Origin of the sequence: Chryseobacterium elymi (assembly GCF_003385495.1) — a bacterium.
In the GTDB taxonomy this organism is placed as follows: domain Bacteria; phylum Bacteroidota; class Bacteroidia; order Flavobacteriales; family Weeksellaceae; genus Chryseobacterium; species Chryseobacterium elymi.
Map to the genome: position 1 here is coordinate 51,154 of NZ_QNUH01000008.1, position 26,157 is coordinate 77,310.

The 26,157-nt window shown below is 38.5% G+C and carries 16 protein-coding genes; 3 read left to right on the forward strand and 13 right to left on the reverse strand.

Annotation, left to right across the window (positions count from 1 at the left end; all coding sequences use genetic code 11):
- Positions 1-8 precede the first annotated feature (8 nt).
- Positions 9-3,095: a TonB-dependent receptor gene (locus DRF60_RS11060; RefSeq protein ID WP_116012124.1), complete on the reverse strand. Its 3,087-nt coding sequence runs from the start codon at positions 3,093-3,095 to the stop codon at positions 9-11.
- A 238-nt stretch (positions 3,096-3,333) separates the two neighbouring features.
- Between DRF60_RS11060 and ligA the strand changes: the two genes are divergently transcribed.
- Positions 3,334-5,340, forward strand: a complete 2,007-nt coding sequence (ligA, locus tag DRF60_RS11065) for an NAD-dependent DNA ligase LigA (protein WP_116012125.1) — start codon at positions 3,334-3,336, stop codon at positions 5,338-5,340.
- 250 nt (positions 5,341-5,590) lie between these two features.
- Here ligA and DRF60_RS11070 read toward each other — a convergent pair whose 3' ends face one another.
- The 8 genes from DRF60_RS11070 to DRF60_RS11110 form a co-directional block, all read right to left on the reverse strand.
- On the reverse strand, positions 5,591-7,312 hold the full coding sequence (locus DRF60_RS11070) for an ATP-binding protein (protein ID WP_116012126.1): 1,722 nt from the start codon (positions 7,310-7,312) through the stop codon (positions 5,591-5,593).
- Between the two features lie 5 nt (positions 7,313-7,317).
- Complete coding sequence (locus DRF60_RS11075; protein ID WP_116012127.1) at positions 7,318-8,427, reverse strand: sensor protein KdpD; 1,110 nt, start codon at positions 8,425-8,427, stop codon at positions 7,318-7,320.
- A gap of 328 nt (positions 8,428-8,755) precedes the next feature.
- Positions 8,756-9,844 (reverse strand): porin, encoded by a 1,089-nt coding sequence (locus DRF60_RS11080; RefSeq protein ID WP_185144585.1) that lies wholly within the window; start codon positions 9,842-9,844, stop codon positions 8,756-8,758.
- 14 nt (positions 9,845-9,858) lie between these two features.
- On the reverse strand, positions 9,859-10,416 hold the full coding sequence (locus tag DRF60_RS11085) for a K(+)-transporting ATPase subunit C (RefSeq protein WP_116012128.1): 558 nt from the start codon (positions 10,414-10,416) through the stop codon (positions 9,859-9,861).
- Positions 10,417-10,426: 10 nt separating this feature from the next.
- Positions 10,427-12,466 carry a potassium-transporting ATPase subunit KdpB gene (gene kdpB / locus DRF60_RS11090; RefSeq protein ID WP_116012129.1) on the reverse strand — a complete coding sequence of 680 codons (2,040 nt, stop codon included), beginning with the start codon at positions 12,464-12,466 and terminating at the stop codon, positions 10,427-10,429.
- Positions 12,467-12,632: 166 nt separating this feature from the next.
- Positions 12,633-14,327 carry a potassium-transporting ATPase subunit KdpA gene (gene kdpA / locus DRF60_RS11095; protein WP_116012130.1) on the reverse strand — a complete coding sequence of 565 codons (1,695 nt, stop codon included), beginning with the start codon at positions 14,325-14,327 and terminating at the stop codon, positions 12,633-12,635.
- Positions 14,328-15,089: 762 nt separating this feature from the next.
- Positions 15,090-16,418, reverse strand: a complete 1,329-nt coding sequence (locus DRF60_RS11105) for a sigma-54-dependent transcriptional regulator (RefSeq protein WP_116012131.1) — start codon at positions 16,416-16,418, stop codon at positions 15,090-15,092.
- 102 nt (positions 16,419-16,520) lie between these two features.
- Positions 16,521-17,006 (reverse strand): GNAT family N-acetyltransferase, encoded by a 486-nt coding sequence (locus DRF60_RS11110; protein ID WP_116012132.1) that lies wholly within the window; start codon positions 17,004-17,006, stop codon positions 16,521-16,523.
- 125 nt (positions 17,007-17,131) lie between these two features.
- Between DRF60_RS11110 and DRF60_RS11115 the strand changes: the two genes are divergently transcribed.
- Entirely contained in the window at positions 17,132-19,999 is a 2,868-nt protein-coding gene (locus tag DRF60_RS11115; RefSeq protein ID WP_116012133.1) for a M16 family metallopeptidase, read from the forward strand.
- 261 nt (positions 20,000-20,260) lie between these two features.
- On the opposite strand, the gene DRF60_RS11120 is transcribed toward DRF60_RS11115, so the two are convergent.
- From DRF60_RS11120 to DRF60_RS11130, 3 genes are all read right to left on the reverse strand, one after another.
- The gene (locus DRF60_RS11120) at positions 20,261-21,343 is read right to left on the reverse strand and encodes a GNAT family N-acetyltransferase (RefSeq protein WP_116012134.1); all 1,083 of its coding nucleotides are present in this window, start codon (positions 21,341-21,343) and stop codon (positions 20,261-20,263) included.
- Positions 21,340-22,338: a polysaccharide deacetylase family protein gene (locus DRF60_RS11125; RefSeq protein WP_116012135.1), complete on the reverse strand. Its 999-nt coding sequence runs from the start codon at positions 22,336-22,338 to the stop codon at positions 21,340-21,342. The genes DRF60_RS11120 and DRF60_RS11125 overlap by 4 nt, the downstream gene beginning before the upstream one ends.
- A 68-nt stretch (positions 22,339-22,406) precedes the next feature.
- A complete protein-coding gene (locus tag DRF60_RS11130; protein WP_116012136.1) occupies positions 22,407-24,545 on the reverse strand; it encodes a S46 family peptidase in 2,139 nt (712 codons plus the stop codon).
- 344 nt (positions 24,546-24,889) lie between these two features.
- Between DRF60_RS11130 and DRF60_RS11135 the strand changes: the two genes are divergently transcribed.
- The gene (locus DRF60_RS11135) at positions 24,890-25,378 is read left to right on the forward strand and encodes a copper resistance protein NlpE (protein ID WP_116012137.1); all 489 of its coding nucleotides are present in this window, start codon (positions 24,890-24,892) and stop codon (positions 25,376-25,378) included.
- Positions 25,379-25,407: 29 nt separating this feature from the next.
- On the opposite strand, the gene DRF60_RS11140 is transcribed toward DRF60_RS11135, so the two are convergent.
- Entirely contained in the window at positions 25,408-26,055 is a 648-nt protein-coding gene (locus tag DRF60_RS11140) for an MgtC/SapB family protein (RefSeq protein ID WP_116012138.1), read from the reverse strand.
- Between the last annotated feature and the right edge of the window lie 102 nt (positions 26,056-26,157).

Genomic DNA, 26,157 nt, shown 5'->3' on the forward strand with positions numbered 1-26,157 from the left:
TTTAAATGTTAAAAGCTGTATTTGGCTCCGATCTGGATCTGGTAAGGGTTTCCAGAAAGGGGTGCCAGGCCGCTGGTATTTTTAACATATTCAAACTGTTGGGTAGCATGGTTGAATTGGGTAACCCTGTACAGAGCCATATTTCCATAAGACTTATTCACCCCCCATTCTTTATTAAGAAGGTTTGCCAGGTTGAAAATATCTACAGAAAGCTCAAATGCACCGATCTTTTCAAATTTAAATTTCTTCGCAACACGAACATCCCACACTCCGTAAAAACCATTTTTACCTCCGTTACGTTCTGCAATGGCATTGTTATATTTTTCAACATAATCTTTCAGTGCCTGCCCTACTTCCGGATCGTTAAGAAGCGGCTGGGTAATAATTTCCGGGAAAATGTAAGCAAGATCATTAGAATCTACGAAATCACCGTTAATGTTTCCTCCTGCAGTCACCGAGAAACGTGTTCCTCCGATTCCTGAATATCTTACACCTAATGTAAACCCTGCAATGGTGGGCGAATTACCGTAAACTACAATCTTATTTCTGAACTGGTTATCAGAATAGCCCATTCTTAAATCTCTCGGATCACCCTGGACCGGAGTAGACAGTGTTGCAGAATTCGCCACATTCCCGTTATATGAGGTATTATCCTTGATATCAGACCATGTGTAACTTGCAGTAACCTCCCCATCTTTCCAGTACCGGTAACTGGTATCCACCACGAATGAGAATTGATTTACTTTTCCATCGCTTACAAGCTCAAGTACCCTTCCAAAGTTTTTATTGATTCTTCCTTCTTTCCAGTCGATACTCACACTTTTATTATCATTATTGATGATAGTAGATGCAGGTACATACACCCCTCTTCCGCCTTCATTGGCTAGAGTGAAAAATGGATTAGCCTTCATGTTCCTGTCATAATAGAAGTAGTTGTTTCTTCCCAGTGCCATATATCCGGCAATTCCCGCTCTGAATCTTTCATTAAAGAAGTGAGTATAGGAGATATTCGCTTTATAAACAATTGGAATTTTTGCGTCTTTTCCTGTATAATTGATAGTCGGAATCTGATACTGTGAAAGTGAAGGAACCGTTCCATAGTCATTTCTATATCCTGGAAAATCGGGAGTCAGACCAACAGCGCCGGGATTCACATCTACTGTTGCCAAATGTTTTCCGTCAAAAACAAGATTATTGATTACCATATAGTTGTTGATGTCGGAAGAGAAGATTCCCGCACCAAATTTTAAGAAATCTTTATTCTTTTCATTGATATTCCAATCAAATTGAAATCTTGGCTGAATAACAAAAGATTTGATCTGATTATCGGTTCTGATTCCCATTTCGTCAAAAAGCTTTTGATTGAATTCAGCTTTAGGGTATCCTCCATAATCGAATCTTAATCCTGTCATAAAGTCAAGGCCTGTTGCTATTTTGGTCTGGATCTGTCCATATACTCCTGCATTCCAGATACTGGATTTTACAGACGGATCGTCCATCAACGGTACTTCCCTGTAGAATCTGTAAGGAGTGAGATTGTCGAAATTCGTCATTCCCTGAAACTGGAACCTTCCGTTCACTTCACTTCCGTAGATAGATTTTGATCTCGTATACATCAAATCTGCCCCAAAAGTATATTTAATTTTATCCGTATTGTAGTATAGGTTATCCACAATCTGGAATACATTATTCCGGAAACCTTCCTGAGCAAAACGGTGTCCTCCAATCTGAATATTGGTTGCCCCAACACTGGATACTACTCCTTCAACTACAGCTCTCGGAACTGTTTTTCCTAATTCGTTGTTCTGATAACTGTCCTGAAATGTGTATAGATACTGTGCCTTAAGCTCATTTGTAAGATTTGGCTTTAAGTTTGATCTTAAAGTTAAGAGTAAGCTATTGTCAATATTCTTATCATTTCCGTACGATTCGAAGAAATTGATCGCGGTATTGTCTCCCAATCCATTCTTATTAAGGTCGTAGGTGAAATTATTCCTTAACGTCAATAAGTTTTTTTCATTGATCTGCCAATCTAAACGTAAAAAACCTGCATCGGAATTTCTTACTTTGTCGAACGAACCAAACTGAGGTGAATTTCCAACTCCGTATTTTTTCCTTGCAATATCAAGGAACTGGTTCAGCGTCTCGGTTGTTGTATTAAATCTCTTCTCGTCATCTTTAGATTTTATATCCGCAATAATCAACGGTCTTGAATCCAGCTGATGATCCCATGCCACAAAGAAGTGTAGTTTATTTTTAATGATCGGCCCGCCTAATGAGAACCCAAACTGGGAAGTAGAGAAATCATTTTCCCTTTTGTTTCCCCTGATGTCATACGGACTGGAAAGCCAGTTGGTTCTCAGATATTCCCAAGCGCTTCCTGAAAATTTATTTGTACCGGATTTCGTAACGGCACTTACCGTTCCACCGCCGCTTCTTCCCAATGTCACATCATACTGGTTGGTGGTGATTTTAAATTCACGAACAGCTTCTATAGAAATAGAGAAGGGTGCACCGCTTCGGCTGGTTGTAGATCCCGCAGAGGTAGGATTTTTAGCCGTCATCCCATCAATCGTAAAATTGGTTGAAGAACCCAGCTGCCCGGAAAGACTCCCCCCTTTTCCGCTTAGTGGGGATAAGTCTATAAGATTGGTGAAATTTCTTCCGTTTACCGGAAGCATACTGATATTTTTCGCTGAAATTGCGGTAGCCGCTCCAAGGTTTCCTATTTTATTTTTCAGATTTCCGGTAACTACTACTTCTTCAATCTGCTTTTCCCCATCGTCTAAGCTCATATTTACTGTAACCTGATCCCCAAAGTTAACGTTGTAACCTTCTTTTTTTTCCTCGTTCACGATCACCGTATATGGTCCGCCCAAAGGGATTTCTTTGAAGATATATTCTCCTTTAGAGTTGGTCTCTGTTTCCGTCCTGAACCCTGTTGACTCGTTCACAATCGTTACTTTCACTTTTTCCTGAGCGATGCTGCCCAGTCCTGTTACTTTTCCCACAATAGAAGCCTGCGTAGTCTGCGCATAAGCCAGTGTTCCAAATCCCAAAAACAATAATCCTAGTACAATCTTTACTTTTCTCATCTTTTCAAATTAGATGTGCAAAGGTATTTTGACTTTCTGAACCATCTGTTTAAGGGAGTTTTAACAAATTTTCAACTAAATCACAACATTATGTTAAATTAATTTAAACAAACGTTTTAAAATAATGATTATTAGCATTTTAAATAGTATTACAAATGTTTAATATTTCCAGAATATTTAATTATGGTATTTTTTAATGGAATTAGTTTAGCTATTTTTGCTCAAAAGATAGAAAGCAATGTCTGAAAACATAGAGCAAAAAATAGAACAGCTCCGCAAGGAGCTTCACCAACATAATGAAAATTACTACCTTCTGGATGCCGCTACCATCTCTGATTTTGAGTTTGATATGCTTCTGGAAGAGCTTCGGGATCTGGAAGCAAAACACCCTGAATTTTTTGACGAAAATTCTCCTACGGTACGGGTAGGTGGTGGTATTACCAAAGTTTTCCCGACAATTCAGCATAAATTCAGAATGTATTCTCTGGATAATTCCTATGATTTTGATGATCTTGAAGACTGGGAGAAAAGAATTATCAAAACCATCAATGATCCGGTGGAATTTGTTGCAGAGCTGAAATATGACGGTGCTTCTATTTCCATATTGTATGAAAACGGAAAACTGGTACAGGCCGTAACGCGTGGTGACGGTTTCCAGGGAGATGAAATTACTGCAAACGTCCGAACTATTTCAGATATTCCTCTTACTTTAAAAGGAGATTTTCCTGCCCATTTTTTTATGAGAGGTGAGATTTACCTGACCCGTAAAAACTTTGACAAGATTAATAAACTGCGTGAAGAGGAAGGTTTAGATCCTTTTATGAATCCAAGGAATACAGCCAGCGGAAGCTTAAAGATGCAGGACAGCGGAGAGGTGAGAAAGCGTGGGTTGTCTTCTGTACTCTATCAGTTTATTTCGGAAGATATTCCTGCACAGAGCCATTGGGAATTACTTCAGAAAGCACAAAGCTGGGGATTTAAGACCTCACAGCAGGCGAAACTCTGCAAAACAATGGATGAGGTGAAGGAATTCATCAATTTCTGGGATACGGAAAGGCATAATCTTCCTTTTGAGATTGACGGAATTGTTTTAAAAGTCAATTCTTTGCAACAGCAGAGACAGCTTGGTTACACAGCAAAGTCACCGCGATGGGCTATGGCTTATAAATTTAAAGCTGAAAAGGTAGAAACTGAACTTCAGAGTGTATCTTATCAGGTGGGAAGAACAGGAGCAATTACGCCGGTGGCTAATTTAAAGCCTGTTTTACTGGCAGGAACCATAGTTAAAAGAGCCTCGCTTCATAACGAGGATATCATTAAAAAACTGGATCTGCATGAACATGATTTTGTTTACGTGGAAAAAGGTGGTGAGATTATTCCAAAAATTGTTGGTGTACATACCGAAAAAAGGACTTCGGAAAGTAAAGAAGTCGAATACATTAAAAACTGCCCTGAATGTGGAACAGAACTTGTGAAGATTGTAGACCAGGCGATTCATTTCTGTCCGAATGAACTTCACTGTCCTCCTCAGGTTGTGGGAAGAATGATCCATTATGTTTCAAGAAAGGCTTTAAATATAGATAATCTCGGAAGTGAAACGATAGAACAGCTTTACCGAGAAAAATTAATTGAAAATCCTGCAGACTTTTATGCTTTGACGAAGGAACAGCTTCTTCCGCTGGAAAGAATGGCTGAAAAATCAGCACAAAATATTATTTCAGGGATTGAGAAGTCAAAAGAAATTCCGTTTGAAAAGGTTCTTTACGGAATCGGGATCAAGCATGTAGGGGAAACCGTTGCCAAGAAACTGGTGAAAAATTTCACTACCATTGATGAGCTTAAGAATGCTACCCTAGAAGAGCTTTGTCAGGTAGAGGATATTGGTGTGAAGATCGCCGTAAGTATTGTAGAATTCTTCAACAACCCGGAGAATACCCTGATGATTGAGCGTCTGAAATCATATGGTGTACAGCTTGAAAAGGGAGAAAGCACAAATGAAGTCCTGTCTAATGTTCTGGATGGAAAAGCTTTCCTTTTTACCGGAAAATTATCTTTATTCACAAGAGAGCAGGCAGAGGAAATGGTGGAAAAACATGGCGGAAAAAATATTTCTGCGGTTTCTAAAAACCTGAACTTCCTTGTAGTAGGTGAAAAAGCAGGAAGCAAACTGAAAAAAGCTCAGGATATTGGTACCATTACGATTCTGGATGAGCAGGAATTTCTGGACCTCATAGAGAAACAGTAGTTTCTTTAATAAATTAATCTGAACCCGAGTTTAAAGAAAATTAAGATTAAGGAGTTTAGAAGCTGGAAGAGGGATGGTAAAAGTAACTATTAGATTAATATTTTAGACACTTATTATAAAATTAATTAATGGTCTTAAAAAATTAATAAATACAGGGGTTGTTCTTTTTAGCGTCCCAATAACTTCCCTCTTCCAATTTCAGGCTTCCTTATTTTATTAGAAACAGAAATGACTTATCCCGAACTCAGTTTCAAACATTATGAACCTGCAGTCTGAAATAAAAAGTACTTCCCTGATTTGGAGCACTCTTCACTCCTATTTCGCCGTTTTGTTTTTCTATAAAATTTTTAGAAATCGCCAGCCCCAGCCCTGTTCCGTTCTGCTGTTCTCCCGGAACCTGGAAATAGCGGTCGAAAATCTGACGATGGTACTTTTCATCGATCCCGCTTCCTGTATCGGTAATACTGAACCGGATCATTGAATCTTCTCTTTCTATCTTAATGCTGATACTTTCATCCTGGAAAGAATGCTTCACTGCATTGGTCAGGAAGTTATTGATCACCCAGACCGTTTTATCAAAATCAGCACTAACACAATCATTATCGTCTATAAGATATTCGGTATTGATCAGAATATTCTTCTGTTCGGCAAGCTTTTCAACATTTTTAGTGGCAGCCTGTACCATTTCTTTCGGGGAACATTTTTCAATGGTCAGTCGAATATTTCCCGTTTCTACCTGCGAAAGATTCAGCAGTTCTCCAATGATATTTAATAATCTCTGGCCATCATCATTGATGCTTTTAAGCAACTCTTTCTGCTGGTCATTCAATTCTCCGAATTTTTGGTTTCCGAGCAGGTGCACACCCATTTTTATAGCGGATATGGGCGTTTTAAGTTCATGGGAAATAGTAGCAATGAAATTGGTTTTAGCAAAATCAAGTTCTTTGAAAGGCGTAATATTCCTTAAAAGAATCACCTTACCTATATATTTTGTTTCCTTCTCACCAGTTTTTACAATATTAATAGGAACAATATCCTGTTCGAAATAATTTTCTTTATGATCACGGACGATCTTGATTGGTTCTTTTACCGGATGATCAATATTTTTAAGCAGTTCACGCATCAGGTCGTTATTAACCGCTACTTCATGAACTGTTTTGCCGATGATTTCTTCTTTATGGAGATTTGTGATCTTCAGGGCTTCATCATTGATCATATAGATAAAGTGGTTTTCATCCAGCCCGATCACTGCATCGTGCATATTATTCACCAGCGTTTCAATCCGTTTTTTATCCATCAGCTGTTTGGAGAGGCTGCTGCTTTCGTATTCCTGAAGTTTTTCTGCCATGGTATTAAAAGAATCCGCAAGACTGTTGAATTCCTCACTGCCTTTGAAATGTACCCTTTCGCTATAATTTTTAGCCGCGATCTGCCGGATACCAAACGTAAGTTGATTGATAGGTTCCGCAATGGTCTGTGGCAAATTAAAAAGCAGGATAAAGGCGATCAGAAAACAGACAGTTCCCAGACTTACGATCCAGAACGTAGCATTTTCAGCAGTAATAATGGCAATGTCACTTTTTCTTTCGATACTTTTCATATTCAGGGACATGATTTTAGCCAGGTCTTCGCGGATCAATTTTTCTTTTGCTGTAGAAGGTTGTTTCAGATAGCTGTTGAAATGAAGATTCAGACTTTGAGTAGCTTCTTTTTCTCCAAATTCGGTAAGATTTTTTTCCTGCAGTTTATTATTTTTATGAAAATCATTCACTGCAATAGCACTGTCTGTATTTATTTTATCCAATGCAAGAAACATATTTTTGGAAAATTCCAGACTGTTATAATTGGCGGTAAGGATCTTTTCCGTATCGGATTTCAGCTTATTGATATAGACAGACCCGATCACTGACAAAAGAACAATCAGTAAAAATAAAAGACCTACGCCTAAGGTGAGTTTTGTTTTAAGTTTCATTACTTCTAAGATAAAATAATAATATCTATCTGCCGTTCATTCAGTCTGTTCATCAGCGCATAGATCCAGCTGTAGCCCGAAAGTCTCTGCCAGAGCTCTGCGTGGGGTTTTCCGATGCAGACCGTTGTGATATTATGAGCGATCACATATTCCAAAATTCCTTTGTGGACGCTGCTTTCTTTTACGCGAACCACTTTCGCCCCCAATTCCTGTGCTAAATTAAAATTATTAATCAAATACCGCTGCTTGTCGAGAGCAATTTTTTCAGGGTTTTCTGATGGTTTCTGAACATAGAGAACTGTCCACTGACTGTTGTAATAACTCGCCAAACGGGCAGTTTTCCGAATGATATTTTTAGCGATCTTCTCATTACTGCTGATGCACGCCAAAAATTTTATCGGTTTAAAATTCTCTGTTTTGATTTCGGTTTCTACTTTTCTTTCTACGTGAGCAGCCACTTCTTTTAAAGCAAGCTCCCTGAGCTGCAGGATATGTCCGCTTTGAAAAAAATTGGTAAGTGCCGTCTGGATCTTTTCTTTTTTATAAATTTTCCCTTCTTTCAGGCGGGTCAGCAGCTCATCTGCGGTAAGGTCTATATTGACTACCTCATCAGCAAGACTTAAAATCTTATCAGGAACACGTTCTGCCACTTCTATTCCTGTAATATTTTTTACTTCTTCATTCAGGCTTTCGATATGCTGGATATTCATGGCACTGATAACATTGATCCCGTTATCAAGGATTTCCAGCACATCCTGCCATCTCTTTTTATTTTTTGACCCTTCCACATTCGTATGAGCCAGCTCATCCACGAGAACCACCTCCGGATGCTCATTGATAATAGCCTGAAGGTTCATTTCTTCCAGGTTTTTACCTTTATAAAAAACCGATCGTCTCGGTATTTCCGGAATTCCGTCTGTAAGGGCTGCGGTTTCTTCTCGGTCATGAGTTTCTATATACCCGATCTTTACGTCAATGCCGTTACGCAGAAGAGATTGTGCTTCCTGAAGCATCCTGAATGTTTTCCCTACGCCTGCACTCATTCCGATATAGATCTTGAATTTTCCTTTCCGGGATTTCTGAATCAATTCTAAAAAATGTTTTGCTGATGACATTGATTTTCTGCTTTATTATGTTTTGAACACAAAAGGGACAAAAGTTTTTGTTTTTGAATACTTTGCACAGCATAAGTAAGTTACGCTTATTCTGGACACTTTTTCTTGAACCACCCCGTCAAATCTACGATTTGCCACCCCCTCCAGGGGAGGGGAATTTTGATCCGACAAATTTTTTGTCATCATGAAATCTTCGACTTTCTTCACAACTCATGTGAACTTCCTGTATTCAGAGCATTAAACTTGAAATACCTAAAGTGTCAAAAAATTTTGTCCCTTTTGTGGTTAATCATTTATTTTTCATTCTATATTTTTTACTCCCCCCTTTCTAAAACCAAGCAGCCAGGCTTGTTGTGATAAAGAAATTCCCTTGTTTCATCTCATCATTCTTTACAAAAATGGCATCTTTGGAGGTAAACCCTCTGGCTTCTGTACGGAAAACCACGTTCTTCAGAATCGCGTAATCTATATTCAGGGAATATCCGAAGGTTTGAAAACCATTGGGTGTTTTGGTACTGATGATGACACCGTTTTTATCGCTGTAATATTCAAGTCTTCCTGCCATAGCCCATTTATTGTCAAGCTGATATTTCATCAATATATTTGGAGTATACCAGATATTGTAACTGCTGCTGCCTTTCATTTTCTGTTCTGCTCCGATATCAAACCCAAGCAAAGCTGAAAATTGATCTGACAGCTGAAAACTTCCATAAAGGTCGTGGAAATAACGCATTCTTCTTTCCTCCTTTGATTTGTCATTTCCAATGAAAGAGCTACTGTTTAGTGTAATTTTTTCATTCGGCTTATATGTTACCTGATGCCCGAAAGAAATGCTTTGATTTCCTTCTGGTTTTGCAATGCGCTGCCATCCATTCAGTACAAGACCGCTTAAAAACCATTTTCCGCTGTCCGAAGTATAAGAGATCTTTGCTCCGGTTTCAAAATAAGGCGAGTTTTCAGCGGCAAAACTCCTTGTCAGGCTGGTATTGTCTTTTCCTACAGCGCTTTCCCAACCGATGTGGGAAGGCATAATTCCGGCATCAATCCATAAGTTTTTAGTCTTTGAAATTTTAATTCCCACGTTTGCTTCATTGACATAACGTAATGCCTCCTGTTCGGCAGCCATATTATCCTGAGCGTAGGTTCCGGCCATTAAAGCAATATTGGCACGAAGGTTATCACTCTCATAATTTGCTTTTACCAATCCTAGATTCAGATTGATCTCATTATGCCTGTTATAGGAATATAAAAAGTTCTGACGGAGATGATTAGCAGGTTCATTAAAGTCATAAGTATAAAAAAGTTCTGCGTAAGCAGAAAATGTCACTTTATTTTCTGTTTTTAATGAATCGGATGATTGTGCTTTTGGGGAAAAAATCCCTAATAATACAGCACTGATAATGATATATTTTTTCACGGTAATTTTTACATTTATTTTAATTGGTCCAAAGCGATATTCAGCTTCAGTACATTTACTTTTGAAGGTCCTAAAAACCCTAAAAACGGTTTCTCTGTTTTATTTTTCACTAAATCTCTTACTTTTTCTTCAGAAAGGTTTCTTATTTCTGCAATTTTTTTTACCTGATACAAGGCTCCTTCTTCAGAAATATCCGGATCCAGACCGCTTCCGCTGGCCGTAACCAGTTCTACGGGAACTTTTGTATTTTCCATAGCCGGATGATTTATTTTTAAAGTATCTATTCTTTTCTGCACGGTTTCCAGGTATTCTTCATTGCTGGGCCCCTTATTACTTCCGCCGCTTCCCGCCGCATCATAATTAACAGATGAAGGACGTCCGTGGAAATATTTTTCAGATTTAAATTCCTGGCCGATATTGGCGTAGAACTTTTGCCCGTTTTGAGTGATGATCTCTGCATTTCCTTTTGCAGGCAACACTTTTGAACCTCCGTATACGATAAGAAGATAAATTCCTACGACAGCCAGCATTACAAAAGTTAGTCTGAACGCTGTCACAATATGATTTTTCATTTTTAAAATTTTAATAGAATAAACTGATTACTAAATCAATGATTTTGATCCCGATAAACGGAACAATAACACCACCCAAACCATAAATTAAAAGATTTCTTCTCAATAATGCGCTGGCCCCAATAGGTTTATAGGCAACTCCTTTTAATGCTAATGGAATAAGGAAAGGAATGATTACAGCATTGAAGATAACTGCTGATAATATTGCTGTTTCCGGGCTATGAAGGTTCATAATATTCAACTTCTGAAGTGAAGGAATGAAAGTGATAAACAGTGCCGGAATAATGGCAAAATATTTAGCAACGTCATTCGCAATACTGAAAGTCGTTAATGTTCCCCGGGTCATCAGCAGCTGTTTCCCAATCTCTACGATTTCGATCAGTTTTGTCGGATCATTATCAAGATCTACCATGTTACCGGCTTCTTTTGCTGCCTGTGTTCCGCTGTTCATCGCTACTCCTACATCGGCCTGAGCCAGTGCCGGAGCATCATTGGTACCATCCCCCATCATGGCAACCAGCTTTCCCTCCTGCTGCTCCTTTTTGATGTAATTCATTTTGTCCTCAGGCTTGGCTTCAGCAATAAAGTCATCTACCCCAGCTTTTTCGGCAATGAATTTTGCCGTCAGAGGATTATCTCCGGTTACCATTACCGTTTTTACCCCCATTTTTCTCAGTCTCTGGAAACGTTCCTGGATTCCTGTTTTAATGATATCCTGAAGTTCAATGACGCCCCAGACTTTTTCATTAACACTGACAACAAGAGGAGTTCCTCCATTTTCAGATATTTTGGTAATGGCATTCTGGGTTTCTTCCGGGAAGATATTCCCGGCTTTTTCAGTCAGTTTTTTTATCGTGTCATAAGCTCCTTTTCTTATCCTGGTGTTTTCAAAATCAATTCCTGACGTTCTGGTTTCCGCTGAGAAATCAATATATACCGGGTTGGGAACAAGAAGGTCTTCTGATTTCAGCTGGCTTAATTCTATAATGGATTTTCCTTCCGGCGTTTCATCGGCCACTGAACTTAACGCAGATGCTTTAATGAAGTCCGGCATTCCGATTCCGTCTGCTGGATGAAATTCTGTTGCTTTACGGTTTCCGATGGTAATGGTTCCTGTTTTATCAAGAAGCAGTACATCAATATCTCCGGCAGTTTCTACCGCTTTACCACTTTTGGTGATCACATTTGCTCTCAGAGCCCTGTCCATTCCGGCAATCCCAATTGCAGAAAGCAGGCCTCCAATCGTTGTGGGAATCAAACAAACGAAAAGTGATATAAATGCCGCAATGGTAATTGGAGTCTGCGCGTAGTCTGCAAAAGGTTTTAAAGTGAGTGTGACGATAATAAAGGTCAGGGTAAATCCGGCCAAAAGTATGGTTAATGCAATTTCATTAGGTGTTTTCTGCCTTGAAGCACCTTCTACAAGGGCAATCATTTTATCTAAAAAGGACTCTCCCGGTTTGGTGGTTACCTTTACTTTTATTCTGTCTGAAAGAACCTTTGTCCCTCCGGTTACCGAGCTTTTATCCCCTCCGGATTCACGGATCACGGGAGCACTTTCTCCAGTGATTGCCGATTCATCAATGGTAGCAAGTCCTTCGATGATCTCTCCGTCCATCGGAATCTGATCTCCGGTTTCGCAAAGGAAAATATCGCCAAGTTTCATCTCGGCAGACATTCTCAAAACGGTCTCTACCTGAAATCCGGGTTTGTTGTCTACCACCACTTTGGCAGGAGTTTCTTCACGCGTTTTCCTGAGGGTATCCGCCTGTGCTTTTCCTCTTGCTTCTGCAATCGCTTCTGCAAAATTGGCGAAAAGAACCGTGAAAAATAGAATAATGAATACGGTAAAGTTATAAGCAAAACTTCCCTGCGATTTGTCACCTGTAAGACTGAAAAGACTTACGATGAACATTACAACAGTTCCGACCTCCACCAGGAACATCACGGGATTTTTAAACATGATTTTCGGATTCAGCTTAACGAAGGACTGTTTGATCGCTTCGTTTACCAAATCTTTTTGAAACAATGTCTGGGATTGATTTTTCATTTTTTGAAAGAGTTATATCATTATAAATCAATAACAACCATTAAGACAGGTTAAAAAACAAGAAGTGAGAATGGATAATATGTTCAGGTGAATGTTTTAATAATTTTTAGACGTTTCCTGATATTTCAATCTTCCTAATGGCTGACTATTGATTTTAGTTTTAATGTTATTTAGAGAAATACTGAATTTGTTCTGCGATAGGTCCCAATGTCAATGCCGGGAAGAAAGACAGGGCTGCAATAAGAAGGATCACCGCCAGCGTCATAAAGCCGAAAGTGGCCGTATCCGTTTTCAGGGTTCCTGAACTTTCCGGGATGAACTTCTTTTGTGCCAATAATCCTGCAATCGCTATCGGCCCGATGATCGGAATAAATCTGGATAACAGCAGCACAATTCCTGTTGAGATATTCCACCATGGTGTATTGTCTCCAAGACCTTCAAATCCGGAACCGTTGTTCGCAGAAGAAGAAGTAAATTCGTACAGCATTTCACTGAATCCGTGGAAACCTGGATTATTCAATGTTTTTGCTCCGAATTCCGGCATGTAAGCAGTTAACGCTGTTCCTATAAGTATTAAGAACGGATGAAAAAGAGCGACGATCATTGCAATCTTCATTTCTTTAGCTTCAATCTTTTTGCCCATGAATTCCGGCGTCCTTCCTACCATCAGACCACTGATAAATACAGCCAGAATGATGAAAATGAAATAATTCAGAATTCCGACCCCACAGCCTCCGTAGAAACAGTTGATCATCATCGCCAGCAACTCATTCATTCCTGAAAGCGGCATGGTACTGTCGTGCATAGAATTAACAGACCCTGTTGAGATCACCGTCGTTGCAATACTCCAATATCCTGAAGAAGCACTTCCTAAACGGATTTCTTTCCCTTCCATCGCTCCCAGGCTGTTGCTGGCCCCCATCTCAGTGATAACAGGATTACCGTTTGTCTCATTGATAATATTTGGAACAGCAAGTGCCAGAAAGCCAACAGTCATTACTGTAAAGATCACCCATGACAGCTTTCTCTTTTTCAGATAAAATCCTAGTGCAAAAACCAATGCAAACGGAATGGTCATCTGAGTGACCATTTCGGTCATATTTGTCATATAATTAGGATTCTCAAGAGGATGTGCCGAATTGGTTCCGAAGAAACCTCCGCCATTGGTTCCCAAATGCTTGATGGCTACAAAAGCAGCTACAGGACCTCGGGAAACCTCAACTTTCTGCCCTTCCAGAGTTGTTATATGGTCTTTCCCTTCAAAAGTCATCGGACTTCCGTTGGCAGAAAGGATAATGGCAACAAGGATACTGACCGGAACAAGTATTCTGATCACGGATTTAGTAAAGAAAGCATAGAAATTTCCTAATTCTGTAGTCGTCTTATCTTTAAAAGCTTTGATAAGAACAGCCATTGCCGCCATTCCGGTGGCTGCGCTCACAAACTGCAGGAACATCAGATAAAGCTGACTTAAATAGCTCACTCCCGTCTCTCCCGAATAATGCTGGAGATTACAGTTCACCAAAAAGGAAATAGCTGTATTAAAAGCAAGATCCGGTGACATATTAGGGTTTCCGTCAGGATTTAAAGGGAGCCACGACTGGATCATCAGGATCAGAAATCCTATAACGAACCAGACCAGGTTGATCGTCAGCATGGCATACATATTTTGTTTCCAGGTCATCGGACGGGCCGGGTTGATCCCTGCTATTTTATAAATTAATTTTTCAACAGGTTCAAAAACAGGATCTAAAAAGGTCTTTTTGTACCCGTACACATTAGCAATATATTTCCCAAGAAATATTCCAATGACTAATGTAATGACAAACATGGCTATAACGCCTAAAATTTCTGTATTCATGACCGGTTAAAATTTTTCAGGTTTCAGCAAAACGTAGCAGATGTACACAAAGGCCAGAATTGAAAGGAAAAATAAACTCCACATATTTTTATATTTTATCAAAAAATTCAACGGATTTGTAAAGAAGCCAGAACATCACTGCAAAAAGCAGGATTAAACTTATAAGCATCATATCGAAATCATTAGGATTAAAAGGGTAAGAACTACATATGATACCACCAGCCGACTGAAGTCGGCATGCTCACGTTTTTTGAACGTTTTTCTTGAAATTGTCATTTTTAAAATATTTTATTCAAGTCCTATAGGCCAAAAGATGGCCCACTCTGAAAACAAAACAACTAACACGCTAAATAACAAACACTTAAACATGACAACTCAACTATTTCAAAACACAAAAGCCTATCAAAATGATAGGCTCGTTTATTAAAGTGATAGGGTTGAGAAGTTAGAAACCAGAGATTAGATGTTAGATTTCAGACACTAGGCATGAGACTTTTAGATTAAGACGAGAATTGGAAAACGTTAATTGTGAATTTTGTCTGTAAGTCAATGTTGAATTGTAAAAGTTAAGAATTAAGATATCAAGCATATTGCTGGTGGCTTCGAGAACCTCAGTCACCAAATTATTTGTCCTTGATTCATAGCTTTTGGTACATATTTCATAATTAGACCACTTAAACACTCTGACGTTCAAACCCGGAAACACGCATTCTGAAACTCTAAAACACTCAAACTCTCCTACTATCAAACCCCGAAACTCATTTATCTTAAGCCATATTCTTCCAGCTTACGGTACAGCGTCGCAATACCTATTTCCAATAGTCTTGCAGCTTCGGCTTTATTACCTTTTGTGTATTGAAGTACTTTTTGGATGTGAATTTTTTCCAGAGTTCTTATACTTAAAGAGTCGTTTTCAGGAACTACTGTTTTATCGGAATAATGTGGAAGGCTTCCTGCATCCAGAATATTGTCTTCCATTAAAATAAGGCTTCTTTCAACCGCATTTCTCAGTTCACGGATATTTCCTTTCCAGTCGTTTTTTTCCAGTGTTTTAAAATAATCCGGATTGACTTGAAGATTTGAAAGATGTAATTTTCTTGAGAAAATATCAATGAAGTTTTTAGCCAGCATTTTCAGATCTTCTTTTCTTTCACGTAATGGCGGAAGATGAATTTCGAAAACATTCAGTCGGAAGTAGAGATCTTCCCGGAAGTGGCCCTGTTTAATCTCGTCTTCCAGCTCTCTGTTGGTCGCAGCAATCAGTCTGAAATCGGATCGGGAAACTTTGGTCTCTCCCATTTTGATGAACTCTCCGGTTTCGAGGACACGGAGCAGTTTGGCCTGCAATTCTATGGGCATCTCTCCTATTTCGTCTAAAAATAAGGTTCCGCCGTTGGCTTCTTCTATCAATCCTTTTTTATCTTTTACAGCTCCTGTAAATGCCCCTTGTTTGTGTCCGAAAAGTTCACTTTCCAGTATTTCTTTGCTGAATGCTGAACAGTTGATGGCAACAAAATTATTTTTCTTTCTATCGCTTCCTTCGTGAATGGCATTGGCAAAAACTTCTTTTCCGGTTCCTGTTTCTCCGGTAAGAAGAACGGCGGCGTCCGTTAAAGCTACTTTTTCAGCCAGTTTTTTAGACTGAAGGATCAGCGGAGAAATTCCTATGATCTGTCCGAATCCTTTTGATACAGTAATTTTATGACCAATTCTGGAGCGGTTATCCTTTACTTTTTCCAGTGCTTTGTATACCAGCGGAATGATCTTTTCGTTATCGTCCCCTTTCACCAGATAATCATATGCCCCGTTTTTCATGGCCTGAACGGCATCGGTAATATTCCCAAAAGCCGTCATCAGAATAATTTCGAGATGCGGATGTTTGGTCTTGATGGATCTTACCAGCTCTACCCCGAAAGCATCGGGAAGGCGGACATCGCAGAGAACAACATCAAATTCATGCTGCTCAAGCATGGTCATTGCGGAACGTGCCGTTGAAGCTTCTTTTACGTTAAAATCTTCTTGGGAAAGAATCATTCCTAATAATTTCAGGAGCTTGATCTCGTCATCGATGATCAGAATGTTTCCGTGCATGGTGTAAGTTTTTGGAAAACTACTGCAAACTTATTGAATTTATTTTGGAAAGACGCACAGAAAATAAAGAAGACTGATTAGGACTACTTTCTTCAACCGTTATTACGGCTGAGAATATTTCATCAATATACTTGAATCAATCATCATTTGTCCGGCATCAGGAGTTTCTACAAACCCAACTTTTTTGTAAAGATTAAATGCTTTAGTATTATTATTTTTAACTTCAAGATAGATTTCTATGTCTTTAAATTGGTCATCTGCTTCTTTTATGATTTTTCGGATCAGGTTCAAACCTATATTTTTACCCTGATATTCTTCTTTAACGTACATCTGGTAAATATTTCCTCTGCCGTTTTCATCTTTAACAAAAGTGCAGATCCCAATTAATTGACCTTCACTGAAAGCACCGACTACGAAACTCTCTTCCAATTGATTTTCAATATTATATTCTATTCTGAATTTTTCGGTTTTTAATGCTTCCTCATAATCAGCACAAAAAGATTCCGGGAATTTTTTTAAGCTTTCAAGCCTGATCGCTCTATAGATTTTGCTTTCTTCGGGTAAAAGTTTTCGGTATTGAATATTCATTACGATCTCAGTTTGTATATAAATTAAAACTATAGATGCAATAATAAGGAAATTTTGATTTGTTCCTTTTTGATTCCTTACATTTGTAAGGCATTCTGATTTTTAGGGATGAAATGAGTTAGCTTATGATTGACAAGAGATATAGAGAAACGGTTCATACAGATAAAAACAACTACGAATATACTACAGTTACACATGACGAAAATAAAGTAAGAATTTACACTTTAAAAAATGGCCTAAAAGTTTTTCTAGCCCAAAATTTTGATGCTCCCAGGATACAGACGTATATTCCTGTGAGAACAGGAAGCAATAACGATCCGGCTGACAACACCGGTTTGGCGCATTATCTTGAACATATGATGTTTAAAGGTACTTCAAAGATCGGGACACAGAAATGGAAAGAAGAAAAGAAACTTCTTGATCAAATCTCGGCATTGTATGAAGAACATAAAGCGGAACAGGATTCTGAAAAGAAAAAAGAAATCTATAAAAAAATAGATGAGGTATCCCAGGAAGCCAGCCAGTATGCGATTGCCAATGAATATGATAAAATAATTTCTTCCCTGGGAGCCAGCGGAACCAATGCCCATACGTGGTTTGATGAAACTGTTTATAAAAATAATGTTCCGAACAACGAGCTTGAAAAATGGCTTAAAATAGAGAAGGAAAGATTTTCAGAAATTGTACTGCGACTTTTCCATACGGAGCTGGAATCAGTATACGAAGAATTCAACAGAGCTCAGGATAATGACTCAAGACTTGTGAACTACGAGCTTATGGCCGCCCTTTTTCCGACGCATCCGAACGGACAGCAAACGACGCTAGGAAAGCCTGAGCATCTGAAGAATCCTTCAATGAAAGCTATTCATAAGTATTTTGATGAATATTATGTTCCAAATAATTATGCTATGGTTTTGGTGGGAGATCTGGATTTTGAGGAAACGATTCAGCTGGTTGATCAGTATTTTGGAACTATTCCTTACAGAGAACTTCCGAAAAAGACACCTGTCATTGAGCAGCCATTAACGGAAATTGTAAAAAGAACGGTAAAAAGCCCTACAACTCCAAGAGTTCAGCTAGCGTGGAGAACAGACAGCTACGGCACACGAGAGGCAATGTTGGCGGATATTACGGTCAATATTCTCAGCAACAGAGGGGAAGCCGGTCTGCTTGACCTTAATATCAACCAGACACAAAGAATGCTTTGGGCTCAGGCCTTTTCTGTAGGTCTAAAGCAGTACGGATATTTTTCTATCGTAGCGGTTCCGAAGGAAACACAGGCTTTAGACGAAGCGAAAGATATGGTTCTGGAGCAAATTGAGCTGATCAAAAAAGGAGATTTTCCGGACTGGATTCTTCCTGCAATCATTAATGATTTCAAAATCCAAAGGATGAAAGGTCTTGAAACAGCAGATGGACTGGCCACCAATCTTTATGATACCTATATCAAGGGCAGAACCTGGGAGCAAGAACTGAATGAAATGCATGAGTATGAAAGTTTCACCAGAGAAGACATTATAGGTTTCGCCAATACTTTTTTTAAGGATAATTATGTAATTATTTACAAAGAAAAAGGAGTTAATGACCAATTGGTAAGGGTTGAAAATCCGGGAATTACACCAATTAAAATAAACCGTGATGCGCAGTCTGACTTTTTAAAGGAAGTTATTGCAGAAAAAACGAGAGATATACAGCCGGAATTCATTGATTATGGAAAAGAAATTCTTACCGATACGGTAAAGGATAAAAAACTGAGCTTCGTTCGTAACAAATACAATGATATTGCCCAGGTTCACTTTGTTTTCCCTTTCGGAAGTGATCATGACAGGGATCTTGGAATCTCCACACAATTACTGCAGTATCTAGGAACTGACGATCTTTCGCCTGAGGATTTGAAGAAGGAATTCTTTAAGATTGGAATCAGCAATGATTTTAAGACAACGAATGACCAGCTTCTAATATCCCTGAGCGGGCTGGAAGAAAATATTGAAAAGGGAATTGCCCTTCTGCAGCACTGGATGTATGGTGTAAAAGCAGATCAGGAGATCTACAGGCAGTTTGTAGAAACGGTTCTGGAAAACCGCCAGGCTACAAAAAAAGATAAAACCCGTATCATGACTGCCCTGACCAATTATACAAAACTGGGAAGTTTCTCACGTTACACGGATATTATTTCCAAGGATGAGCTTCAAGGCAGTAATACAGAGGTATTTACAGACAGAATGAAAAAGCTTTTCAAATATCCTTATGAGATATTTTTCTATGGAAAGGATGTGGAAAACTTCAAACAGTATATTGGAAAGTATGTGGAAAATGAAAGCTTCCGGATTCCTGAGCCTAAACAATATCCTGAACCTGAAACCAACGGGAATGTCTATTTTACAGATTATGATATGGTTCAAATGGAAATGAGCAAAGTGGGAAGAGGCTATCAGGTGGATACTTCAAACTTCGGAAAGATCAACGTTTTCAATGAATATTTCGGAAGAGGACTTTCGTCTATCGTTTTCCAGGAGATCCGTGAAAGTAAGAGCTTGGCATATTCAGCATATGTTTCTTATGCAGCCAATTCTGAGCTTGGACATCCTGATTATATCACTACGTATATCGGAACACAGCCGGATAAGCTCCAGACTGCTGTAAGTACAATGAGTGAGCTGATGAATGCGCTTCCTGAAGTGCCTATCCAGTTTGAGAATGCCAAAAATGCCGCCCTAAAACAGATCGCTTCAACCAGAATTACCCGGAACAATATATTTTTCAACACGTTAAGACTGAAAAAGATCGGGATCTACCATGATTTCAGAAAAGATATCTACGAACAGATCGAAAACCTGAAATTTGAAGATCTTAAAGATTTTTACCAGACGAAAATCAGGCCAATACATTTTAATACAGCGATTATTGGTAAGAAAGAAAATCTGGATATGGATGCCGTGAACCAGATGGGGACCTTTAAAGAATTAACATTGGAAGAGATCTTCGGATATTAAAAAATTCAAGCCGCTTCATTTTTTTTTGAGGCGGTTTTATATTTACCTGAAATCGGTATAAAGCTTAGAGGCTGCTTAAATTTTAAAATCTCTCTGTTTAGTATATTATACAGATTTTTATAACTTAAATAAATCTGTGTAATCTCCTAAATCTGCGAGAGGAATATTATTCTTTAATAAATTATTTCTGCGTAATTTTTTATAAAGCATTCAGTTCATTTTTAAGTTAAGCAAAGTCATTTCTGTTATAAGAAAGCATGCTTAAGTCATCATGCAATCCCCGTCCCCGTCCTGATACTGTGGATCAAATCCTTCCGGCAGGTGCTGAATTAATTCTTTATGAAACAGATATCTTCTTTCAAAATTCCTTTCATAGATTTTAGGAAATGTTTTTGACTGTTCTACTTGGGTATTGAGCTCTTTCTGATAGCTGGTTAAGGTTTTTACTTTATTGCTGACAATAAAATAGCTCAAGAATTCAACAAAATTCTTTAAACTGGAAGCTTCTGAAAACAGATAAGGAATTTTAAGATTTCCATTCCTGAGCTGAAGCAATGAGCAGGCCGTCAATGCATTTTCAGCATCATAAACTTTAACCCAAACATATTTGAAAGCTTCAGCATAGCTGGAAAACAGATATTTTTCTTCTTTCTGTTTACTTTCCAGTACCCAGGGATTTTTTATAAATACATTGATTTCATCGGCATTCCGTTTACTCTGGAATTTTGACATGAATTCAGAGCTTTCAGCATCAATCTGATCAAGAATTTCAAATCTGAATCCAGGTTTTTTGATGACAGAGTTTTTTAAAGCAATTAAAGAATTGGCAACAGCATCAGTTATTTGAAAAAGTGGTTTCGCAGCTTTGGTTTCAGGCTTTTTCTCAGGAATAATGTGTGCTGCATCTGAACGGAAATAATATCTTTTTCCGGTCTTTGGATAAACATACTCGAAAACACCCATTATATTGTAAAGGGCTTCTGCTTCTTTGGTAAATTCTGTTGCGATGATATTGCCTTCATATTCTTCAAACATTTTATTAAGCAATGCTTTGGCAATCCTTTTTCCACGGAATTCTTCACTTACGAACAAGGTACTCAACCATGCATAATGGAATATTTTTCCGTCAATTAAATAATTATCAGGAAAACATCCTACATAGCCCGCCAGCTTTCCGTCATATAAAGCAAGAACCAAAAGTGTCTGATTATCTAAGGCTTTCGGGTTTCTGATCTGGGATTTTGCCCGATGCTCTGAAATAGGAAGAAAATCAAAGTTTCTGAAATCTCCTGATGACACGAAATCTTCAAGTTCTTGTTTGTTAAATGTCTTCAGCTCCGTCATCTTCTCACTATTTTATTTTTGTTGATTATTTTTTTCAATCTGAAATAAGCCGTTTCTTTTTTTAATATGCTTTCTCCACTCTCCCCCATTTCCATTGGAATTCTGTGAAAAAGCCTTTCAACACTGTCTAATTTTGCTCCTGCACTTCCAAAGCAGCAGAATAGGTCTTCATTTTTAAACAGCTCATCAAAGAAATCTTTTTTTACTCCAAAATCCGTGAACGGAAATGCAAAGCTTTCATATAGAAAATCATTTTCTTTCAAATAATGAAAAGTCCGGTTGGTACTTTCCATCTGTTCCTTCAATGACAGTTCGCCATATTTTGGATGGTCCCAGCTGTGGGAGGAAATTCCGTAGCCTCTTTGTCTCAGGGATTTTAACTGGTCTGTTGTAAGGTAAGGAGTGTGCTCTTTAAGGTAAGCATTGCAGTCAATTTCCAGTTTTTCAGTAATCCTGTCCAGCAGCTCTCTTTGATGATAACTGATTTTTAAAACCTGCTGTTTTAAGTTTTCTTTTGACGGGTTTTCTAAGGAAAGCATCCGATAAATTTCCGGATCTGTTGTTTTGACTTTTTCCGCAGCATCAATAATTAAACTGGCTTTACATCTGAACATCAGTTCCCGGTTATCAATAAAAGCCGGATTTATAAAATTACAGGCATATATTCCCTTCCGTTCCAGAACAGGAAGTACGGTATCGTAAAATTCTCTGAAACCGTCATCAAAAGTCAGGAGAGCAATCTTTTTTTTGGATTTAAAGTTACCATTGATAAAGTCCTTGAATTCTGACCAGCTGATGAACTGGAAATGTTTTGAAAAACAGTCCAGATCTTCTTCAAACTGCCTGGTATTCTTATATTGAATAATGTGCCTGATGTGCGGCAGATTTTCATCCGAAACACAGTGATATACGGGCAGACAGTAATCCATCGGAAAAGATTTCCCGACATTTCCCGTTTCGAAGGCGGCAAGTATATTGATGATCTTATTTTTCATCTCTATTAAATAAAAAGAATCTATTCAAATTGGATTCAAATAGATTCTTAAAGGTATTACTTTATGTATTATTTTATCACCTTCATTTCGTCGATAAGCCATTTGGAGTCGGCAAATTTATCGATAATGAACAGGATATATTTGGTATCTACCATGATGTTCCGGCTGAAACGCGGGTCGTAATTGATATCACTCATTGTTCCCTCCCACTGTCTGTCGAAATTAAGTCCCACAAGATTTCCGTTGGCATCAAGAGCGGGGCTTCCTGAGTTTCCTCCCGTTGTATGGTTGGTCGCAGTAAATCCTACAGGAACATCTCCTGTTTTGTCTTTATAGATACTATAGTCTTTTTTATTGTAAAGGTCGATCAATTTTTTAGGCACATCAAATTCATAATCTCCCGGAATATATTTTTCCATCACTCCAGCCAAATGCGTCTGATAACCGTAAGAAACAGCATCCCTAGGCGTAGAACCTTTTACTTTTCCGTAGGTTACACGGAGAGTTGAATTGGCATCAGGGAAGAATTTTCTGTCTTTATCCGTTGCCATCTGCTGTGCCATGAATTTCTTCTGAAGGTCATCAATTTTTCCCTGAAGAGAGGTGAACTGAGGATCAGCATTTTTCATATACGTTTCTTTCATAGAAACATACAGCTGGTAAATTGGGTCTTTTTTCAAAGTCTTGATCAACTTGTCCTGGTTGGAAAATGCTTTCTCAATATCTCCGGTAAGAGTGGCTCCGTTTACCTGTCCTCTTCCCGTGATGATTGAGTTTTTAGACATCTCTTCCACCACCGGAATGTTCTGATTCTCATCTTTATATTTGCTAAATCCGGCAGGCAGGAACTGAGGAGCAGTTTTATTGGCATATAAAGCCAGTAATTTTGCTGTCACCTTAGCATCAAGCTCTGCGCTGTAATCCTTGTAGAATGAGGTTACCTTTTTCTTTAATTTGGCGAGCTCTTTTTCGTCCATTTTTCCTGCCTCTATAGAAGCTATATAGTCATAATAATCGCCTGCAAGCTTCAGTGTTTCAGCGTTTTTTACCACTTCTGTATAGTAGGCATTGTTAAGCGCATAAGGAGCCTGATCATTGTAAAGTTTATTCAACTGGTCCAGAGTTGCTTTGATCTCATGATTTTTAGCAACCAAAGAACCTTCATACATCACTTTTTTCTCCACCGCATTGGATTTTTTCAAGCCTTCTACTTCACCAATCCATTTTTTCCAGTAATTGGCTACTGATGCATATTTTGAAGAATATTTAATACGTGTCTCACTGTCTGTACGCATTTTCTCGTCCAGTGTTTTCAGTGCCACCTCACGTACAGCAATTCTTGCAGGGTCTATATCTGTCATGATCTTCTCCACAGCTACTGCAGGAAGATATTCTGTTGTTTTCCCCGGGAACCCGAATACGAATGTAAAATCGTTTTCAGTTTTATCTTTTATGGAAACAGGAAGATAATGTTTAGGAACATAAGGAACATTGTCTTTTGAATATTCTGCAGGCTTGTTGTCTTTTCCTGCATAGATCCTGAACATGGAGAAATCCCCGGTATGTCTAGGCCAAACCCAATTGTCCGTATCGCTACCGAATTTTCCTATGCTTTGAGGCGGCGCCCCAACCAGACGGATATCTTTATACGTTTCTGTGGTAAAAGCATAATATTTGTTACCGTAATACATTGATTTTACAATGATCGACTGGTAAGATTCTATTTTCTGAGAATTTTTGTAAACTTCAATATTTTTATTAACTTTTTTAGTCAATTCTGGCTCTACAAGGTTATCTGTTCCTTCCAGGATCTGATCTGTTACTTCTTTGATATCTACAATGAAGTCTACTTTTACGCCCGGATTTGGAAGTTCCCCGTCCGGATTTTTAGCCCAGAAACCATTGGAAAGAAGATCATTCTGAACCGTAGAATGTGCCTGAATCTGCCCATACCCACAGTGGTGGTTCGTCAGCAATAATCCTTTAGGTGAAATGATTTCTGCAGTACATCCACCATTAAACTGTACTACCGCATCCTTTATGCTCGGCTTCTGAGTATTGAAAATGTCCTTGGCAGAGATTTTCATTCCCAAATCCTTCATTTCCTTTTCATTCAGCTCTGTAGGAAGCCACATTCCTCCATACTGTTGCGCAAATGCCATTGCAGCCGGCAAAAGAAATACGGATAAAAGTATCTTTTTTGTCATAATCAAAATTTTGTCCCAATTTACAAAGAATATTATACATATGCCTTATGAAATGAAAGCGAAAATTGGTTTTGATAGATGGAAGGGATAGATTGTGAATAGTGAATTTTGCTGCGCAAGTGAATGGTGAATTTACAGAGACAGAATCAAGAATCAAGAATCAAGAATCAAGATTTCAGATGCCGGATTAATATTTTTAGACCCATTTTTCTATCTTCATGCTTTCTACCCTCTAAAACACTTATTAACCCTCAAACTCTCTACACTCTAATTCCTGTCCATGGCTCAGTTTTTGTTGGTAATAAGGAACTTAATTATTCAAAATATATCAAAATTATTTAATCATGGTAAATAACAAAATCTTCATTTTGGGAATTGCATCTGCTGTGTTTTTAGCATCGTGTAATCCTAAAGAAAAAAATCCTGAAACTATTGATACAACCACGGATTCTGCAACGGTACAAGCTCCTGCTTCTGACAGTATTGCAAAAGTAACTCCTTCTGCTCCGGGTGATACTTCGGAAAACGCCCTTGACTGGCCGGGAACGTATGAGGCTGTAGTTCCTTGTGCAGATTGCCCGGGAATTAAAACATCTCTTACCATTAACAATGATAAAACGTTCAGCATTACGGAGGAGTATCTCGAAAGAAACTCAAAAAACCAAGATAAAGGAACTTTTGAATGGGATGCCGCAGGAAGTGTCATTACGTTAAAAGGAAAAAGTGCCAGCTATAAATACAAGGTAGGTGAAAATGTTCTTATACAGCTGAATATGGACGGAAAAGAAATAACCGGACCTAACAAGGATTTGTATGTTTTCAAGAAAAAATAAGGGCTTAAGCCTTTATTTTTTGCTTGTATCTAAAACTGATAAGCTGTAATTTTAGGATCATTAATAAGGCTTTCTACGGCTTCATCATGTTTTGTATGTTTTCCCGTGAGCCTCCATGTGATAGAAAGGTTTCCCTGAGTATACTGCATTTTCAGCATCAGATGTTTCAGATGATGTTCTTCAAAGATCTTTTCACAGTGCTTAATATCTTCTGATCTGGTGACCGTTATTCTATATTCTCTTATTTTATGACTACTGTCTATAAAATTCTGAAGATAGATCAGTGCACTAAGGATCAAAAGTACCAAAGCCGTTCCCAGCAGCGAAAGATAAACATAGCCTGAGCCTACAGCCATTCCTATTGAAGCGGTAGCCCAGATAGTGGTTGCAGTGGTAATTCCATCGATCTTATTATCACCTTTAAAAATAACGCCTGCACCCAGAAAACCGATTCCGGTAATGATATTGGCTGCCAGGCGGTCTGGATTTTCAACCCCTATTTTTATGGAAAGAATGGTAAAAAGGCAGGAGCCGAAACACACCAGAATAAAAGTCCGAAGACCCGCCGATTTGTTACGATATTCTCGTTCTGCGCCAATCAAAAGTCCCAGAAGAACAGAGATCAGTATCAGCAGCAGCTCATTTTGTATGACATAATGATCCTGAAGGAATTCCATTGTAATGAGTTTTACCTGAATAAAATTACAATAAAAAAGTGTATTTTAATGTCTTTTGGCGAATCAGTATTGTACTGTTTAAAAGAAAAGTTTTGTAATATT

Coding starts and splice junctions, on each gene's coding strand:
- DRF60_RS11060 (WP_116012124.1), bottom strand. CDS start 3,095: ATGAGAAAAGTAAAGATTGTACTAGGATTATTGTTTTTGGGATTTGGA.
- DRF60_RS11140 (WP_116012138.1), bottom strand. CDS start 26,055: ATGGAATTCCTTCAGGATCATTATGTCATACAAAATGAGCTGCTGCTG.
- DRF60_RS11070 (WP_116012126.1), bottom strand. CDS start 7,312: ATGAAACTTAAAACAAAACTCACCTTAGGCGTAGGTCTTTTATTTTTA.
- DRF60_RS11130 (WP_116012136.1), bottom strand. CDS start 24,545: ATGACAAAAAAGATACTTTTATCCGTATTTCTTTTGCCGGCTGCAATG.
- DRF60_RS11105 (WP_116012131.1), bottom strand. CDS start 16,418: ATGCACGGAAACATTCTGATCATCGATGACGAGATCAAGCTCCTGAAA.
- DRF60_RS11135 (WP_116012137.1), top strand. CDS start 24,890: ATGGTAAATAACAAAATCTTCATTTTGGGAATTGCATCTGCTGTGTTT.
- DRF60_RS11085 (WP_116012128.1), bottom strand. CDS start 10,416: ATGAAAAATCATATTGTGACAGCGTTCAGACTAACTTTTGTAATGCTG.
- DRF60_RS11125 (WP_116012135.1), bottom strand. CDS start 22,338: ATGAAAAATAAGATCATCAATATACTTGCCGCCTTCGAAACGGGAAAT.
- DRF60_RS11075 (WP_116012127.1), bottom strand. CDS start 8,427: ATGTCATCAGCAAAACATTTTTTAGAATTGATTCAGAAATCCCGGAAA.
- DRF60_RS11110 (WP_116012132.1), bottom strand. CDS start 17,006: ATGAATATTCAATACCGAAAACTTTTACCCGAAGAAAGCAAAATCTAT.
- kdpA (WP_116012130.1), bottom strand. CDS start 14,327: ATGAATACAGAAATTTTAGGCGTTATAGCCATGTTTGTCATTACATTA.
- kdpB (WP_116012129.1), bottom strand. CDS start 12,466: ATGAAAAATCAATCCCAGACATTGTTTCAAAAAGATTTGGTAAACGAA.
- DRF60_RS11115 (WP_116012133.1), top strand. CDS start 17,132: ATGATTGACAAGAGATATAGAGAAACGGTTCATACAGATAAAAACAAC.
- ligA (WP_116012125.1), top strand. CDS start 3,334: ATGTCTGAAAACATAGAGCAAAAAATAGAACAGCTCCGCAAGGAGCTT.
- DRF60_RS11120 (WP_116012134.1), bottom strand. CDS start 21,343: ATGACGGAGCTGAAGACATTTAACAAACAAGAACTTGAAGATTTCGTG.